The organism is Parabacteroides sp. PF5-6, assembly GCF_029504695.1.
Taxonomy (GTDB): Bacteria; Bacteroidota; Bacteroidia; order Bacteroidales; family Tannerellaceae; genus QVMG01.
This window is the reverse complement of record NZ_JAQFIN010000005.1, coordinates 141,864-157,260: the sequence shown is the minus strand read 5'-3', so window position 1 is coordinate 157,260 and position 15,397 is coordinate 141,864. Positions and strand designations below refer to the sequence as shown.

At 46.7% G+C, this 15,397-nt stretch carries 13 protein-coding genes and 1 tRNA gene; 5 read left to right on the top strand and 9 right to left on the bottom strand.

Going from position 1 to position 15,397, the window contains the following annotated elements:
- Positions 1-9 precede the first annotated feature (9 nt).
- Both M2133_RS08300 and M2133_RS08295 read right to left on the bottom strand, forming a co-directional pair.
- Complete coding sequence (locus tag M2133_RS08300; protein ID WP_277465619.1) at positions 10-1,350, bottom strand: pitrilysin family protein; 1,341 nt, start codon at positions 1,348-1,350, stop codon at positions 10-12.
- Between the two features lie 59 nt (positions 1,351-1,409).
- Entirely contained in the window at positions 1,410-3,158 is a 1,749-nt protein-coding gene (locus M2133_RS08295; RefSeq protein WP_277465618.1) for a phospho-sugar mutase, read from the bottom strand.
- Positions 3,159-3,545: 387 nt separating this feature from the next.
- On the opposite strand from M2133_RS08295, the gene M2133_RS08290 reads away from it, so the two are divergent.
- The gene (locus M2133_RS08290) at positions 3,546-4,367 is read left to right on the top strand and encodes a basic secretory protein-like protein (RefSeq protein ID WP_277465617.1); all 822 of its coding nucleotides are present in this window, start codon (positions 3,546-3,548) and stop codon (positions 4,365-4,367) included.
- On the opposite strand, the gene M2133_RS08285 is transcribed toward M2133_RS08290, so the two are convergent.
- Positions 4,357-6,045 (bottom strand): M23 family metallopeptidase, encoded by a 1,689-nt coding sequence (locus tag M2133_RS08285; protein WP_277465615.1) that lies wholly within the window; start codon positions 6,043-6,045, stop codon positions 4,357-4,359. The two genes, M2133_RS08290 and M2133_RS08285, sit on opposite strands and share 11 nt — an antisense overlap.
- An 84-nt stretch (positions 6,046-6,129) precedes the next feature.
- Here M2133_RS08285 and M2133_RS08280 point away from each other — a divergent pair, with 84 nt between their 5' ends.
- The 3 genes from M2133_RS08280 to M2133_RS08270 all read left to right on the top strand — a co-directional run bounded on the left by M2133_RS08280 (position 6,130) and on the right by M2133_RS08270 (position 8,635).
- Entirely contained in the window at positions 6,130-7,032 is a 903-nt protein-coding gene (locus tag M2133_RS08280) for a nucleotidyltransferase (protein WP_277465614.1), read from the top strand.
- Positions 7,033-7,153: 121 nt separating this feature from the next.
- Entirely contained in the window at positions 7,154-7,828 is a 675-nt protein-coding gene (locus M2133_RS08275; RefSeq protein ID WP_277465612.1) for a peptidylprolyl isomerase, read from the top strand.
- 60 nt (positions 7,829-7,888) lie between these two features.
- A complete protein-coding gene (locus M2133_RS08270; protein WP_277465611.1) occupies positions 7,889-8,635 on the top strand; it encodes a peptidylprolyl isomerase in 747 nt (248 codons plus the stop codon).
- Between the two features lie 106 nt (positions 8,636-8,741).
- On the opposite strand, the gene M2133_RS08265 is transcribed toward M2133_RS08270, so the two are convergent.
- The 4 genes from M2133_RS08265 to M2133_RS08250 all read right to left on the bottom strand — a co-directional run bounded on the left by M2133_RS08265 (position 8,742) and on the right by M2133_RS08250 (position 11,914).
- On the bottom strand, positions 8,742-9,413 hold the full coding sequence (locus M2133_RS08265) for an RluA family pseudouridine synthase (protein WP_277465610.1): 672 nt from the start codon (positions 9,411-9,413) through the stop codon (positions 8,742-8,744).
- Between the two features lie 79 nt (positions 9,414-9,492).
- The gene (fabG, locus tag M2133_RS08260; protein WP_277465608.1) at positions 9,493-10,239 is read right to left on the bottom strand and encodes a 3-oxoacyl-[acyl-carrier-protein] reductase; all 747 of its coding nucleotides are present in this window, start codon (positions 10,237-10,239) and stop codon (positions 9,493-9,495) included.
- A 130-nt stretch (positions 10,240-10,369) separates the two neighbouring features.
- Positions 10,370-11,314 (bottom strand): ketoacyl-ACP synthase III, encoded by a 945-nt coding sequence (locus M2133_RS08255; RefSeq protein WP_277465607.1) that lies wholly within the window; start codon positions 11,312-11,314, stop codon positions 10,370-10,372.
- 6 nt (positions 11,315-11,320) lie between these two features.
- Positions 11,321-11,914 (bottom strand): TetR/AcrR family transcriptional regulator, encoded by a 594-nt coding sequence (locus tag M2133_RS08250; RefSeq protein ID WP_277465606.1) that lies wholly within the window; start codon positions 11,912-11,914, stop codon positions 11,321-11,323.
- 154 nt (positions 11,915-12,068) lie between these two features.
- Between M2133_RS08250 and M2133_RS08245 the strand changes: the two genes are divergently transcribed.
- A tRNA-Met gene (locus M2133_RS08245) sits at positions 12,069-12,140 on the top strand.
- Between the two features lie 1,419 nt (positions 12,141-13,559).
- Here the strand turns inward: M2133_RS08245 and M2133_RS08240 are convergent.
- Both M2133_RS08240 and M2133_RS08235 read right to left on the bottom strand, forming a co-directional pair.
- Positions 13,560-14,705, bottom strand: coding sequence for a 6-bladed beta-propeller (locus M2133_RS08240; protein WP_277465605.1), 1,146 nt, complete (start codon positions 14,703-14,705; stop codon positions 13,560-13,562).
- Positions 14,706-15,014: 309 nt separating this feature from the next.
- Positions 15,015-15,284: a hypothetical protein gene (locus M2133_RS08235; protein WP_277465604.1), complete on the bottom strand. Its 270-nt coding sequence runs from the start codon at positions 15,282-15,284 to the stop codon at positions 15,015-15,017.
- Positions 15,285-15,397: the final 113 nt, after the last annotated feature.

The following is a 15,397-nucleotide window of genomic DNA, read 5'->3' as shown; positions in this document are numbered from 1 at the left end:
CCATTCGTATTAATCATTCGTATTCGATTCGTTCTTCTCTGCCATCGGCACATAGTGCAATACGACGCGGGTGTTGGTCTGCAGGTATTTCCGTGCCACATTTTGGATATCTTCACGGGTAATCGACTGGAAAGTGGCCAGTTCTTTATTCACCCGTTCGGCATCTTTGAAATAGGTATAGGCATCGCAAAGCGCTTGTGCCTTACCTGCCAGCGATTGCAGATTAGCGGCTACCTCAAACTCCTTCGCGGCCATAGCCATCTGGAACTCTTCTTCCGAAACCAATTCTTTCGACATCCGTTCGACTTCCGTGGTCAAGGCTGCTTCGACATCTGCCAACGGCGTGCCCATATTGGGAATCGCCAGGACATAAAGTAATCCCGGGTCTTCGCATTGGAAGTTGAACGCCTGCGACTGCAACGTCAAACCTTTATCTTCGAGATTGGTTTTCAGGCGGGAAGAAGCTCCTCCGGAAAGGATCTGCGTCAGGATATCCATGGCGTAAGCTTCGCGTGTGCCCATCTCGGGCGCATGGTAAGCCATAAAGAGGGCCGGCAACTGGATATTGTCGTACACCACGTCTTTGATCTCCTGCGTCGGCATCGGTTCGACAATCTCCGGGCGATACATCGGAAGGGTTCCACGTGGGATGGAACCGAAATATTTATCGACCCACTGGCGTGTTTGTTTCTCTTCGAAATCACCGGCGATCACCAATACACAGTTGTTGGGTACGTAATACGTATCGTAGAAATTCTTGATATCGTCGAAGGTCGCTGCCCGGATATGCTCCGGATCACCGATGGTCTGCCACTGGTAGGGATGCACGGTAAACGCCCGCTTGCCCAGTTCTTCCATAAACGTACCGTAAGGGCGGTTGTCGTATGATTGTTTGCGCTCTTCGATCACCACCCCTTTTTGTGTATTCACCCCGATGGTATCGATCTTGGCGTGCAACATACGTTCTGCTTCCATCCACAAAGCCAGCTCGAGCTGGTTGGACGGCATATTCTCGAAATAAAAGGTCCGGTCTTGCGACGTATTGGCGTTGAGAGATCCTCCGGCAGCCTGGATCATTTTGAAATACTCTCCCCGACCGATATGATCGGAACCTTCGAACATCAGGTGTTCAAAGAAATGGGCAAAGCCCGTACGGGAAGGGTCTTCATTTTTTGCTCCAACATGGTACATCAGCGATACCATGACGTTGGGTGTGCGATCGTCGGCATGCAGGATCACATGTAATCCGTTCGACAGATCATACTCCACGAACTTGATTTTCTCAGACTGTCCGTTTGCCGTGAATATAGCGGCAAAGAAGATCATTACTAATGTTAACGTATTCTTCATCTCTTTATATTGATAAGTTATTGAATAAGAGGTGCAAATCAAAATGTTTTACTTGCGTTTCAGATACCCAGCGAAGCTTTGATCCGTTCGATCTTTTCGGCTGCGGCAGCTTCTGCTGCCGGGATGTCGTCCACACTGTTTATTTTGGAATAGACTTCGCAATAGAACTTGATCTTGGGTTCCGTGCCCGAAGGACGGATAGACACCTTGGTCTGGTCTTCCGCGAAATACTGCAAGACATTCGACGTGGTCGGCATATCCAACGTTAAGACTTCATCATCCGGATAGCTATGTCCCTTCAGCGTGCTGAAGTCGTTGAACAGGCATACCTTCGAACCGGCCAATTCCGTCAACGGGTTTTCCCGGAAACGCTTCATCATTGCTTCGATCTCTTCCGCGCCGCTCTTGCCTTTCTTGACCACAGAGATGCCGATCTCTTTCGAATAGCCGTATTCGACATAGATCTTCTGCAACAACTGATAGAGCGTGATGCCCTGGTCTTTCGCCCAGGCCGTCATTTCCGCCAGGATTGCACAGGCAGAGATCGCGTCTTTATCGCGCACAAAATCCTCACAGAGGAAGCCATAACTTTCTTCGCCTCCACCGATATACGCCTTCTTGCCTTCGTTCTTACGCATCACATCGGCAATCCATTTGAATCCGGTATAGACATCATACATCTGCACACCGTTCTTTTCAGCGATCGTACGGATCGTTTCGGTGGTCACAATCGTTTTGACGATATATTCATTGCCTTCGATCTTGCCCAGCTCTTTCCAGCGGGTGATCAGGTAATAGACAAACAAAAGACAGGTCTGGTTGCCATTGAGCAACACCCATTCGCCTGCGTTATTCTTCACCGCGGCACCTACACGGTCACCATCGGGGTCGGTCGCCAATACCAATTCGGCATCCGTTTCTTTGGCTTTCTCAACGGCCATCGACAAGGCTGCCGGCTCTTCCGGGTTGGGCGAAACCACAGTCGGGAAATCACCGCTCACCACATCCTGTTCGGGCACATGGATAATATTCGTGAAGCCAAACGCTTTCAAGGCTGCCGGTACCATCTCTACACCGGTCCCGTGGATCGGCGTATACACAATCTTCATATCGCTATGCCGACGGATCGCTTCTGGCGAGAGCGAGAGCGTGGTCAATGCCTGGATATACTGCGCGTCCATCTCTTTGCCGACAATTTCAATCAGGCTCTTATTGCCTTTGAAATTGATCTCTGCTGCATTGCGAATCTTATTCACTTCAGCGATTGTATTGCGGTCGTGCGGAGCGATCATCTGCGCGCCGTCGTCCCAATAGGCTTTGTAGCCATTGTATTCTTTCGGATTGTGCGAAGCGGTCAGGATAATACCACTCTGGCATCCCAGGCGGCGGATGACGAACGACATCTCCGGTGTCGGACGAAGATCTTCGAAAAGATACACCTTGATCCCGTTTGCCGAGAAGATATCCGCCGAGATCTCGGCGAACTTTCGGCTGTTATTACGGCAGTCGTGCCCGATAACCACTTTGATCTCTTCGCGGTCGGCAAATTCCTTTTTCAGGTAATTGGAAAGTCCCTGGGTGGCAGCGCCTACGGTATAAATATTCATCCGGTTGCTTCCCGCTCCCATGATTCCCCGTAACCCACCGGTACCAAACTCCAGATCTTTATAGAAACTTTCAATCAGTTCCGTCGGATCTTCATTATCCAATAAAGCCTGTACCTGCGCGCGGGTTTCCGCATCATAACTTTCAGTAAGCCATCCTTCGGCCTTACTCCGAACCATTTCCAGTAAATCGTTATTTTCCATCTTAACTATCTATGGGTTTAAAACCTTAATTTATTCTCTGTTTTCTTTTTTAATGAACGAGCAAACATACATAAAAAATATGGATATCACCGCTTTCTGTCGCTAAAAAACCGCGCAGATCTACGCTCATCCCCACCACAAAACGCGTGCGAAATGGAGGGAGTATTCACTTGTTGATAATTGTCAACAGATTTGTTGATAATTGTCAACAGATCTGTTGATAGTTATCAACAAATGTGTTGACGGTTATCAACAAACAAATACTCCCGGCAAAAAAGCCGACTATTCCCGCGGATAATCCGTTTTTTATCTGCCGAACAGAAAGAATTGCATTATCTTTGCGCTATCCAAGTTTTAGATAGCATATTAGACAACGTAAGAAAACACATGAAAAAGCAGTTTTTATTCATTGCTTCAGGGCTTTGTATAGGCCTTTCGGCATGCACATCCCAAACAACCGGGGCGAAAACCGAAGGCTCCGCGGGCAGTAATCAGGCAACAGCCGAAGAGGTATGGAAAGATTATTTTGTGGGCAATATCCTGTTCGAGGACAAAGCGCCGCAGAGTGAGGGTTCACGCATTTATCACAGTATCATCGTCGATCCGCAGGCTTACATCGCCGAGCAGGCGCGGACAGTATTAAACACTTTGTATTACAGTCCGGCTGACAGCATTGTTCCGGTAAACAACCTGCATTACAAATTGGAAGATACCGACGGCGTATCGGCCAAAGGCGGCGGTGGCGGCGAGATTGGGATTTTCTACAGCACCCGCCATATCGAAAAGTCTTTTGCGAACAATGACACCGCAAAGGTATTCTTCGAAACCCGCGGGGTATTATTGCACGAACTGACTCACGCCTACCAATTGGAGCCTCAGGGCATCGGTTCGTATGGCACCAACAAAGTATTCTGGGCCTTTATCGAAGGCATGGCCGATGCGGTGCGGGTAGCCAACGGAGGCTTCAACGGCGAAGAAGACCGCCCCAAGGGGGGAAATTATATGGATGGATACCGCCGTGCCGGTTATTTCTTTGTCTGGCTGCGCGACAATAAAGATCCGGACTTCCTGCGTAAATTCAATCGGAGCACATTGGAGATCATCCCCTGGTCGTTCGACGAGGCCATCAAACTCGTTTTAGGCAAAGAATACCAGATCGACGCGCTCTGGCAGGAGTATCAGGTGGCGATGGGGGATATTAATTCATAATAAAGACTTGTGTATAAACCGTCTCATTACCACAGCCATCCTGGACGGTGAGGCGGAGACTGTGTTCGCCCGGTAGCAGACGTTCGCGGTCGAAATGGTAGGTGATGACCGAGCGGTTGTCGCGTGTAAAGAGGGCGTATGTGCCGTCGATCTCTCCCCGGTAGGTTTTTATGCCGCTCAGGTTATCCGACAGGCGGAAGACAAAGCGGCGTTTATTTTTCCAGGTGGCGGGATCGATAGGCGTGATTGTTGGCGGGACGGTGTCTACAGCCAGGCTGTATTGCCCCAGTTCGCGGATCGTGGCGTCGATCCATCCGTTGCGGTAGGTACCACCGATCCAGGCGCGACGTCCTTTGTGTAAATGCACAATGCCATATTGTGTTTTGTTCTCCAACGAATCCGTCAACAGGCGGAGCGATAGTTGGGCATTCTGATGCAAGGCGACAGGGGTGTTATGCAACTGATGGATATCACTCAGATCTGTTTCCCCTTCTTTTGCTGTGTACTTGAAATAGAAACTATCGTAGAGGTTGCCTTTGGGAATAGTCAAACGGATGCCTTTCGCGCCGAACTTATTCTCCGACCGCCAGCTGAAAAGCTCACGCCCTTCGGTTTCGGGTGCGGGTATGGGTTGTTCTTTCCCTTCGATCTGCATTTCCAGATAAGCCGAATTGCCAAAAGCATCCGTCAGGATATATTCAAACAGATACGGGCGCTCCTCGTCGATCGTGAGATAACCGCGGTCTTTGCCTTTGATAAAACGCAGCTTATTGCCCGGCTCGATAAAGCTTTTCATATAAAAAGAACGGTTATCGATCCAGTCGGCATAATCGACAAAGCTGTTCAGGTAGCGGCTCTCATTCAGGGCATAGCGGTCGATATAGGAATGGAAAACCGTATCGCCGTCGACCTTCAGCACGATCTCTTTCACGCCGTACACATGGTGGGTGTCGTCCATATAATCGTAAGCCTTTACGCCGACACCGATCCGTCCCCAGGCGGTTAGCTTCGCCGTTAACGTTTGCTTTCCATCTTTCGGACTCAGTTTTTTGAATTCCTGTTTCGCTTTCTTCCCATTCACCACGCCTTCGCCTTCCACCGGATAAAGCATCACGCCCTGGATACGGGGCGGACGGGTATCGCGGATCTGTTTCTTATAAAAAAGGATGGGATCGAGTAGCTCTTCACTTTTCGTATCGCGCACTTCAAAATGCAGATGTGGTCCGCCCGAGCTTCCGGTATTGCCGCTCCAGGCGATCAGTTCTCCCTTTTTCACCGGGAAGCGGTCGGCTTCGGGATAGAGGTTGACGGAGAAACTCTCCTGCGCGTATTGTTCTTCTTTCACATAGTCGGCCACCGCGGGCAGGAAACGTTGGAGATGGCCGTAGACCGTGGTCGTACCGTCGGCATGGGTCAGATACAATCCGTTCCCATAGCCACCCGGACTGACCGAGACGCGGGAGATATAGCCATCGGTCACGGCATGTACCGGTTTGCCCTCGGCACCTTTGGTCTTGAAATCGATACCGGCATGGAAATGGTTCGTGCGCAGCTCGCCGAAATTGCCACTCAATAGAATGGCGTAGTCAAACGGATTAAGTAACTCCTGACTCTTCAATGAGATCGGAGAAACACAGGTAAATAGAAAGAGAGAGAGAGAAGCAATATACTTGTACATGGATTTCTTTTTTTTAGCAACGGCAAAGTTAACCACATTTTTATTAAGTTTGCAGCTTAATTATAACTCTAAAAGATAAATACGATGAAGCCTACTTTATTTGTATTGGCTGCCGGGATGGGTAGCCGTTACGGTGGTTTGAAACAATTAGACGGACTGGGACCTAACGGGGAAACGATTATGGATTATTCCATTTACGATGCGATTCGGGGTGGTTTCGGCAAACTGGTGTTTGTGATCCGCAAACATTTCGAACAGGATTTCCGTGAAAAGATCATCTCCAAGTACGAAAATCATATTCCGGTAGAAGTGGTATTCCAGGAACTCGACTACCTGCCCGAAGGATTTAGTGTTCCCGAAGGAAGAGAAAAACCCTGGGGCACGAACCATGCCGTATTGATGGGCAAAGACGTGATCAACGAACCTTTTGCCGTGATCAATGCCGATGATTTCTATGGCCGCGACAGCTTTGCCGTACTGGGCAAACAACTTTCCGGAATGGCAGGCACGCAGAACGACTATTGCATGGTGGGCTATCGCGTAGGCAATACGTTGAGTGAGAGTGGATCGGTGGCGCGTGGCGTTTGCGAGACCAACGCTGAAGACTACCTGACCGGTGTGGTAGAACGTACCGCCATTGAGAAGATCGACGGTGAGATCCAGTTTATCGACGAGAACGGAAAGAAAGTCGTTTTGGATGAAAAGACTCCGGTGTCTATGAATATGTGGGGCTTTACGCCCGACTACTTCCAATATTCGGAAGATTTCTTCGTGAACTTCCTCAAAACCAATGCCGGCAACCTGAAGAGTGAATACTTCATCCCCCTGATGGTGAATGAACTGATCACAAACGGCACGGCGAAGGTAAAAGTATTGGATACAACCTCCAAATGGTTTGGCGTGACTTACGCCGCCGACCGTCAGGGAGTCGTAGACAAGATCCAGGCGCTGGTAGATGCCGGGGAATATCCGGCGAAGTTATTTTAAGGGTTTAAGGGGATTAAGGCTTTTAAGGGGTTTAAGGGGTTTAAGGCCTTTTAAAGTCGTTAATCCCCTTAAACTCCTTAATCCCCTTAACCCCCTTTTATAAAAAACAAAAACAACTGAAATGATGATGAAACGTGCCTTTGGAATATGGCTGATTATGGTATTGGCAGGCGCTTCCGTATTGAAAGCGCAGGATTTGGAAACACTGGTATTGATTGATACGGATATGGGGAAGATCAAGGTGAAGCTTTACAATGAGACGCCCCTGCACCGTGACAATTTCATTAAGAATGTAAATGAAGGGGTCTATACCGAGCTTCTTTTCCACCGGATTATCCGCCAGTTTATGGTGCAGGGAGGAGATATCAATTCGAAAGACGCTCCGATCGAGACCCACCTGGGCGACGGTGATCCCGGTTATACCATACCCGCCGAATTTGTTTATCCTCAATATTTCCATAAAAAAGGAGCCTTGTGTGCCGCCCGCTCCAGCGATGAAGAGAATCCGGAGAAAGCATCCTCCGCGACCCAGTTCTATATCGTGACCGGTAAGCACTTCACACAGATGGAGCTGGACAAGATGGAGAAGAATGAAGGCAAACAGCTGACCGAGGAACAAAAACAAGCCTATATGCTCGAAGGCGGTGCCCCGCATCTGGACGGCAGTTATACAGTCTTCGGCGAAGTAGTCAGCGGCATGAAGGTAGTGGATAAAATGCAGTTCGTCCCAACCAATGAAGAGGATCGCCCACTGAAGAATATCCGGATCAAGACGATGACGATTGTGGAGAAATAAGGGAGAGAGTAGTTAGTAGTTAGTAGTTAGTAGTTAGTAGATAATAGGAATTAGAAGAAAATGGAAAAAGAAACAAAGGTAGTGATGCAGACTTCGTATGGTCCGATCACCTTAAAATTATACAATGAGACACCGGCTCACCGGGATAATTTTCTCAAATTAGTAAAAGAAGGTACATATAACGGGCTGTTGTTCCACCGCGTAATCAAGGATTTTATGATACAAGGTGGAGATGTGACTTCGAAAGACGCGCCGATCAACAAACAACTGGGTTCCGGCGACCTGGGATATACCGTGCCCGCCGAGTTCGTTTATCCGAAGTATTTCCACAAGAAAGGGGCCTTATGCGCTGCCCGTACCGAGAATCCGCAAAAGGCCTCTTCCGCTTCCCAGTTTTATCTGGTGACCGGCAAGACCTATTCCGACGGGGAGATCAAACAAATGGAGAAACAGATGGAAAGCCAACTGGTGCAATCCATCTTCAACCAACTGCAAACGGAGAACAAACCCAAGATCATGGAGCTCTACCGCAGCGGCAACAAAGAAGAGATGATGATCCTGCGCGACACCCTGATCGGCAAAGCCCAGTTGGAAGCCGAAAAACGCAAGGACGAATGCAAGATGTCGGAAGAAGTCAAAGAAGCGTATAAAACCATTGGCGGAACACCGTTCTTAGATAATAACTACACAGTCTACGGAGAAGTTGTCGAAGGCCTGGAGATCCTGGATAAAATCCAAAACGCCGCGACCAACAAACAAGACCGGCCGCTGGAGAATATTGTGATTGAAGCGGTGACAATTCTCTGAATCAGGATTATCAGGATTTAACAAATTAGCAGGATTAAGTTACCGCTGACATGCAATCAGTTAGTAATCTAATCCTGCTAATTTATTAAATCCTGATAATCCTGATTCAGACTGTTAACGCCTTCCAAAGCACCTCCCCTTCCGGTACCGGCGCTTCGATTCGAATTTGTTCTTTGGATACGGGATGCAAAAATTCAACCTTGCGGGCATGCAGGCTGATGCCTCCGTCTTTATTGGAGCGGTCGAAGCCATATTTCAGGTCACCCTTGATGGGGCAACCCATCTTGGCAAGCTGCACACGGATTTGATGGTGGCGCCCGGTCTTCAGGTCGATCTCCAACAAATGATAATGATCCGATGAGGCTATTCTTTTGTAGTGAAGGATAGCCTTTTTTGCATTCGGCTTCTCCTTATCGTAGGCATAGGTTTTGTTTTGTTTTTCATTGCGCACCAGCCAGTGCACCAGTTCGCCTTCTTCCTGTGGCGGACGTTTCTTGACTATCGCCCAATAGGTTTTCTTCACCTCACCCAGGCGGAACATCTCGTTCAGGCGGGAAAGGGCTTTGCTCGTTTTGGCAAAGACCACAAGACCCGTCACCGGACGATCCAGGCGATGGGTAACGCCCAAAAACACATTGCCCGGCTTCTGATATTTCTCTTTCAGCCAGGCTTTCAGCGTTTCCGACAGCGGTTCATCCCCCGTCTTATCGCCCTGCACAATCTCGTGGCAGGTCTTCGAAACGGCGATAAGGTGGTTGTCTTCGTAAAGAACCTTCATTGGAATTATGAATTATGAATTATGAATTATGAGAAAAAAGGAACAACCCTGCTCTCATAATTCATAATTCATAATTGATCTACATATGCATCCCCCCATCACAGAGCAACACCTGCCCTGTCACGTAGGCCGACAGATCGGAAGCCAGGAAGGTAGCGCAGTTGGCTACATCTTCGGTCGTTCCACCACGGCGCAACGGGATTTGTTTCGCCCATTCGGTTTTTACTTCTTCCGACAATACATCGGTCATCTCTGTGATAATGAAACCCGGAGCAATCGCATTGGCACGGATACCACGTGATCCCAATTCCTTGGCTACACTCTTGGCCAGACCGATCATACCGGCTTTCGACGCGGAGTAGTTGGCCTGTCCCGCATTACCGGATACGCCGACAACAGACGCCATATTGATGATGCTGCCGCTTTTCTGCTTCATCATCACCGGAGTCAGGGCATGGATAAAGTTGAATGCCGACTTGAGATTCACATTGATCACCATATCCCATTGCTGTTCGCTCATACGCATCATCAGCCCGTCACGCGTGATACCGGCATTGTTCACCAGGATATCCACGCGACCGAAATCTTTCACGATCTCCGCCACTACCGCATGCGCTTCGTCGAAATTCGCCGCATTCGAAGCATAGCCTTTTGCTTTTACGCCTAAGGCTTCAATCTCAGCCTGTGTAGCCAAACCATTCTCGTCTATCGCCAAATCGGTAAACGCTACATTTGCGCCTTCGGCAGCAAACTTCAACGCGATCGCCTTGCCAATACCGCGAGCGGCACCGGTTACAATCGCTACTTTTCCTTCCAATAATTTCATACCATACTATTTAGCCCCACCAACCTCCCCCAAAGGGGAGGCTAAAAGGGCAGTTTATATAATTAATCTTATCTCTATATCAAGTACCCACTCCTTAGCCTCCCCTTGGGGGAGGTTGGTGGGGCCCCGGTTACAATTTGATCAACGCGGCCCCTGCGGAATAACCTCCGCCGAAGACGGTGATGGCGATCAGGTCGCCTTTCTTGAAATCTTTCGCGTTTTGTGCATAGACCAGTGCCGAGCTGACCGAACCGGTATTGCCCAGCTCTTCGATGTTCTGCAGGAACTTCTCGTCGGGCAGGTTCAACTGCTTGGCAATGTTCGACATGATACGCATATTGGCCTGGTGACCGACGAAATACGTCAGGTCGTCCAGCGTATAGCCGTTTTTATCTAACAGGTAAAGCACATTTTTCGGCATATAGGTACACGCCTGAATAAATACGTCGCGCCCTTCGGGCATCATAATTCCTCCGTCGCGCGGACGCAGTTGCACGCCTTCGGGACCTTTTCCGATATGTCCGAGGCCTTGGGTGACAATCTCCAGCACTTCCGCATCCGTCTCTTTCACACGCTCTTTCGAGATAAAAAAGGCGGCTGCCGCATCTCCCCAGAGATGTCCGGCTTTCGGATCGGTCTCATTCGAATAGGCCGAGTTCTTATCGGCGGAGATAATCAAAGCCTTGGAGGCTTTTCCCATGCAGAAATAACCTTCGACCACCTCCAATGCGTTCAGAAAAGACGAACAGGCGGAAGAAAGATACATCGCTTTTGCATTGACGATATGAAATTCGCGTTGCGCCACATGTGCTCCGGTAGCTACCGTATCGTAAGGAGAGTAAGAGGCTTGAATAATCAAGTCTACTTCTGTAATATCATAAGGCAATTGGGGTAAAGCCCGGCGAACCGCCTCCAATCCCATGGTGTTGACATTTTCTTCAGCTCTGGCTTTGGATCGGGTTTTGATTCCTGTACGTTGTTCAATCCACTCACTAGTTAATCCGTTCAGTTCCAGAAAATGTTGGTTATCTACACGCTCTTCAGGTATATAATAACCGGATGCATTAATATACATAGTTTTCTAACTATTTTTTATTTTTATTCCGTTGAATATCAAATTAATCACGTTATCTCTACGCTTGATACGCTGCTGGATCGTATCGCCCATAACCCCGCGGATATAGGGCACTTCCAGGCCTTTCAGACTATGATGAAGAACCAGGGCCGTGACGTCGGTATCGGGCATTTGAAACACCCCTTCTTTCACCCCATCGTCCAGTATGTTCTTGATCAGATCCACTTCGCGCAGGTCGAAGTTCTTTCGTACCTTCTCCACCCGCCAGATATCGCGGAAAAAGGTCGCACGCAATGTACCATTTCGGAAAACCAGTGATTTGATTGTATCCAACCGGGTATAAATGAAATTGATCAGTTTCTCGTCGGCCGGTAATTCTTTGCCGGCCACGTCCACCAACATCATATACAATTTATTCAGTTCCGATTCGATCACCGCCAGATAAATCTCATTCTTGCTCTTAAAATAGGTATATAACGTCCTTCTGCCTTTCTGCGAAGCATGTGCAATATCATTCATGGTCGTATTATCCACTCCCATGCGGGCAAACAACTGTCTGGCCACATCCACTAACATATCTCTTGTTTTCGACACTGTCATAGGGCTAATTGCACATTTTCATCAAATATGTGCGCAAAAATAGACAAAGGGGCTTGAATAAGCAAGCGGATTAAAAAAAACTTACGATAATTTTGTTTTCTAAATATAAAGCCATACCTTTGCACTCGCAATCAGGTAATGAATGCAACTATATCGCGGAGTGGAGCAGTGGTAGCTCGTTGGGCTCATAACCCAAAGGTCGTAAGTTCGAGTCTTGCCTCCGCAACTCAAAATCAAAGGATCGCAGAAATGCGGTCCTTTTTTTGTTTTATAACCCCATTTTACCCCCGCCAAACTGGGATCATCCGGTAATCTTGTGGAGCCCGTTCGCATCGAAGGAAATCGGAAGATTTTTTTTTAGAGGCCAACGGCCTTGGAGCAATAGCGTAGGGCAACGCCCTACGTAATGATAACATATTAAATGTGAGGGTGAAGCCCTCAAAGCTTTCGCAATCCCCTCCTGCCTGAGGAGGGGTGGCACGCCAGAGACGTGACGGGGTGGTGGGAGGGGGCTTATGGGTTGAGAGGGACGCCTGCCATAGGGCGATGCCCTATGCTGTTGCTCGGAGGCCGTTGGCCTCTGGAAATATCTTCACATTTCAAACTATTTGCAGATCCGAAGCGAGTTATTGGAGAACGGAACCTCCCAAAATACCCTCCGAACAGAGTTTTTCGTTTTTTTACTTACATCATACAGGATTTTCTTTCATCGCTGTATATCAATCATATAGTTATTTCAAAACAGCAAAAAAACAGTAAAATTCCTGTAACTAACTTTCTGATACCTGTTGACGAGCCCGGCAGTGATCGGTTTAACATTGTTGCCTGTCCCGGCTGTATGATGTAAGTAAAAAAATGAAAAACTATGTGCGGAATGATCGGTTTACCACTATTTATCGTTTGCATTTGTTAACATCCGGCTTCGACTACAAAAAAATAGCCTCTTTCACTGAAAAGGCCGGCAGCGTTTCCCAAAAGACCGGCAGGGTTTTCCAAAAGACCGGCAGGGTTTTCCAAAAGGCCGGCGGCCTTTTCCGGGAAGGTCTGTCTTTTTAAGTATCCTTCTACCTTTCACCCGAAACACTGATCAATGCAGGGATCTGGCGACCGGATGAAAGGTGAAGACCGGACTAAAAACTTTCATGTGGGAAACTACCGGTAGTTTGCGCGCAAACTACTAATATTTTGTCGACAAACTACCGGTAGTTGGTGCGCAAACTACCAGTAGTTTCTGAAGAGAATATTAATATCTCATTATCAATGGTTTATAAAACCGTGAAGTTCGCGTCGAAGAAGATTTGATTTCAATTGTCTGAATCAGGATTATCAGGATTGAATAAATGGGCAGGATTAAAGCCTGTGACACTCGCTTCGCTCGCCTCTAATCTTGTAAATATATTCAATCCTGATAATCCTGATTCAGACAATGGGATCTTCAATTCTCAAAATACTTGAATATCCCGCGAAATACCCATATTGGCCTTTTGGCAAAAGAAGGGGGAACGAAAGGAAGTGTTCCACAACTTTCCGGGGTGATCCGGAAACGGACCCAAATAAACCCCGATCATCCGGGTCAGCCTGTACATAAAGAACTTAACATCTCTCACACCTCTCCTCTGAATTGACTTCTGAGTGCCTTTTTTTGTTACATATTAAATTTGAATTCGACTATTATCGGATTGCTTTCTTCACTTTTTATGGAATCTATAATCTCCCACAGCAATGGGTAAAACTCACTATCCGCTTTAGCTGCGGTACTACTCAAGGCCTCTTCTAAAACATAAGGTTCGATATAGGAGATGAAACGTTCTTCCGAACTATTGCAGAGCATAAAGTAGTTCAGGAAGAATCCGGAAGTGAAGGTCACATCATCAATTAGTCTATCCAAGGGAAAAGAAATATAAGTTCTTTTTGCCTCATCGGCCACGTATAATCGAACTTTTTCTCCATTTTCCACACAACCAAATGCCAGTAGGGTCGCGGAAGAGCTTAAACCATCAAAAATAAATCCCGGATACTTATTTATCTCTCTTCCCTCTCTTTCCATTTTTTCATTTTCCTGTATCGACATTGCCCGGTGATGGTCCAGAATACGCATGGGCATAAACTGTCCGGATTGCGCATCATACATCAACAAGTCATTTGAATATCCCTGATGGAATAATAATTTATGATCTCCCCAATTCACCAAAGGAAGAGGACGAGCCAAACGAAGGGTTTCGTTCATCTTCAACACACCTTCCCGGACATGCCCTTTTCTGTCAATCACGCAAACCACATTTTCACCTTTTTCCCCCAGGACAAAAGTCAAGATGTTTTCTCCGGCAAAGCGCAACGACCGGGCATTGATTGTAAGCGGTATCTCATGTTCAAAATCCCCCGCTAAGGTGTACACATAAATCTTTTTCAGTCCCATCAGATAGATGTTCTTCTCATCCACTTCAAAATCAGACAGAATAGCATATTCACCCGGTCCATGTCCGATTTGTCCTATTCGCCGAACAAAACTTCCTTTATGGTCAAACACTAAAAGATCTCTCCGGTCGGCTTGCACATAAAAACAATTGTTTCGCTTTTTTATCTGATCTATGTTCCCGATCAAGCAACTATCAGTCGTTTCTAAAGCAGTAAAAGTAACCCCATCAAACAGATTTGACGCCTGCAAATTTTTGGGGACCATTTCGGTCAAACTTCCTATCAACAGGTTCTCTTTCGTATTTTCTGTGCGACAACCGGAAAGGCAAAAAATACTTATTAAAATCCAACAATCACATATTTGTTTTATATTCATACACTTCACGTTATGTGTTTAAATTCAAGCTCTCTATAAAATATTCCAATAGGATATTACTGTTTTTAAAAAAAACATAACATTTAAGGATGTTACAATTTTCGTCTACATATAATAGGTAAGGAGCAGATAGCGCATCTAGAGAACAAATTGTTTCACTTGGCATATTAATGGATTTCATACCTTTCATGTCGTAATAACTTAACTCCTTTTCCAATAAGGAGTTGAAGCGGTATGACCCGATAATCAGAATGTTTTCACTCTTTAAGTTTGCATCAAAAAAATATTTAATACCTTTAGAGTAACAGTTCATGCAGATGCATCACGCAATCTTAAAATTAGAGTGGGGCAATTTAATTTCCTATCAATATCAGCATAAACTTTAGGTTCATTTAACATTATAGACTTTAGTATTTCAAGAGTTTCTTCCTGTTTAATATCTGTATCTAATAAAGTATTTTCTAACGTTGCTATTTCCTGTCTCAATCGATACTCTTTTTTAGTAAAAAAGTAAGTTGATACCAAATACAGACAAATTGTTAGCGTTAGCAATATAACGACAGCTCTCTCTTTTGACATAATTTCACAAAATAATGATGCAATAGTATAATCTATTACATCATTACTAATTGCTAAATGGGTTGATAATTATTGTTTACTACTTGCAATTCCTCGTAACTTCCCCACATGAA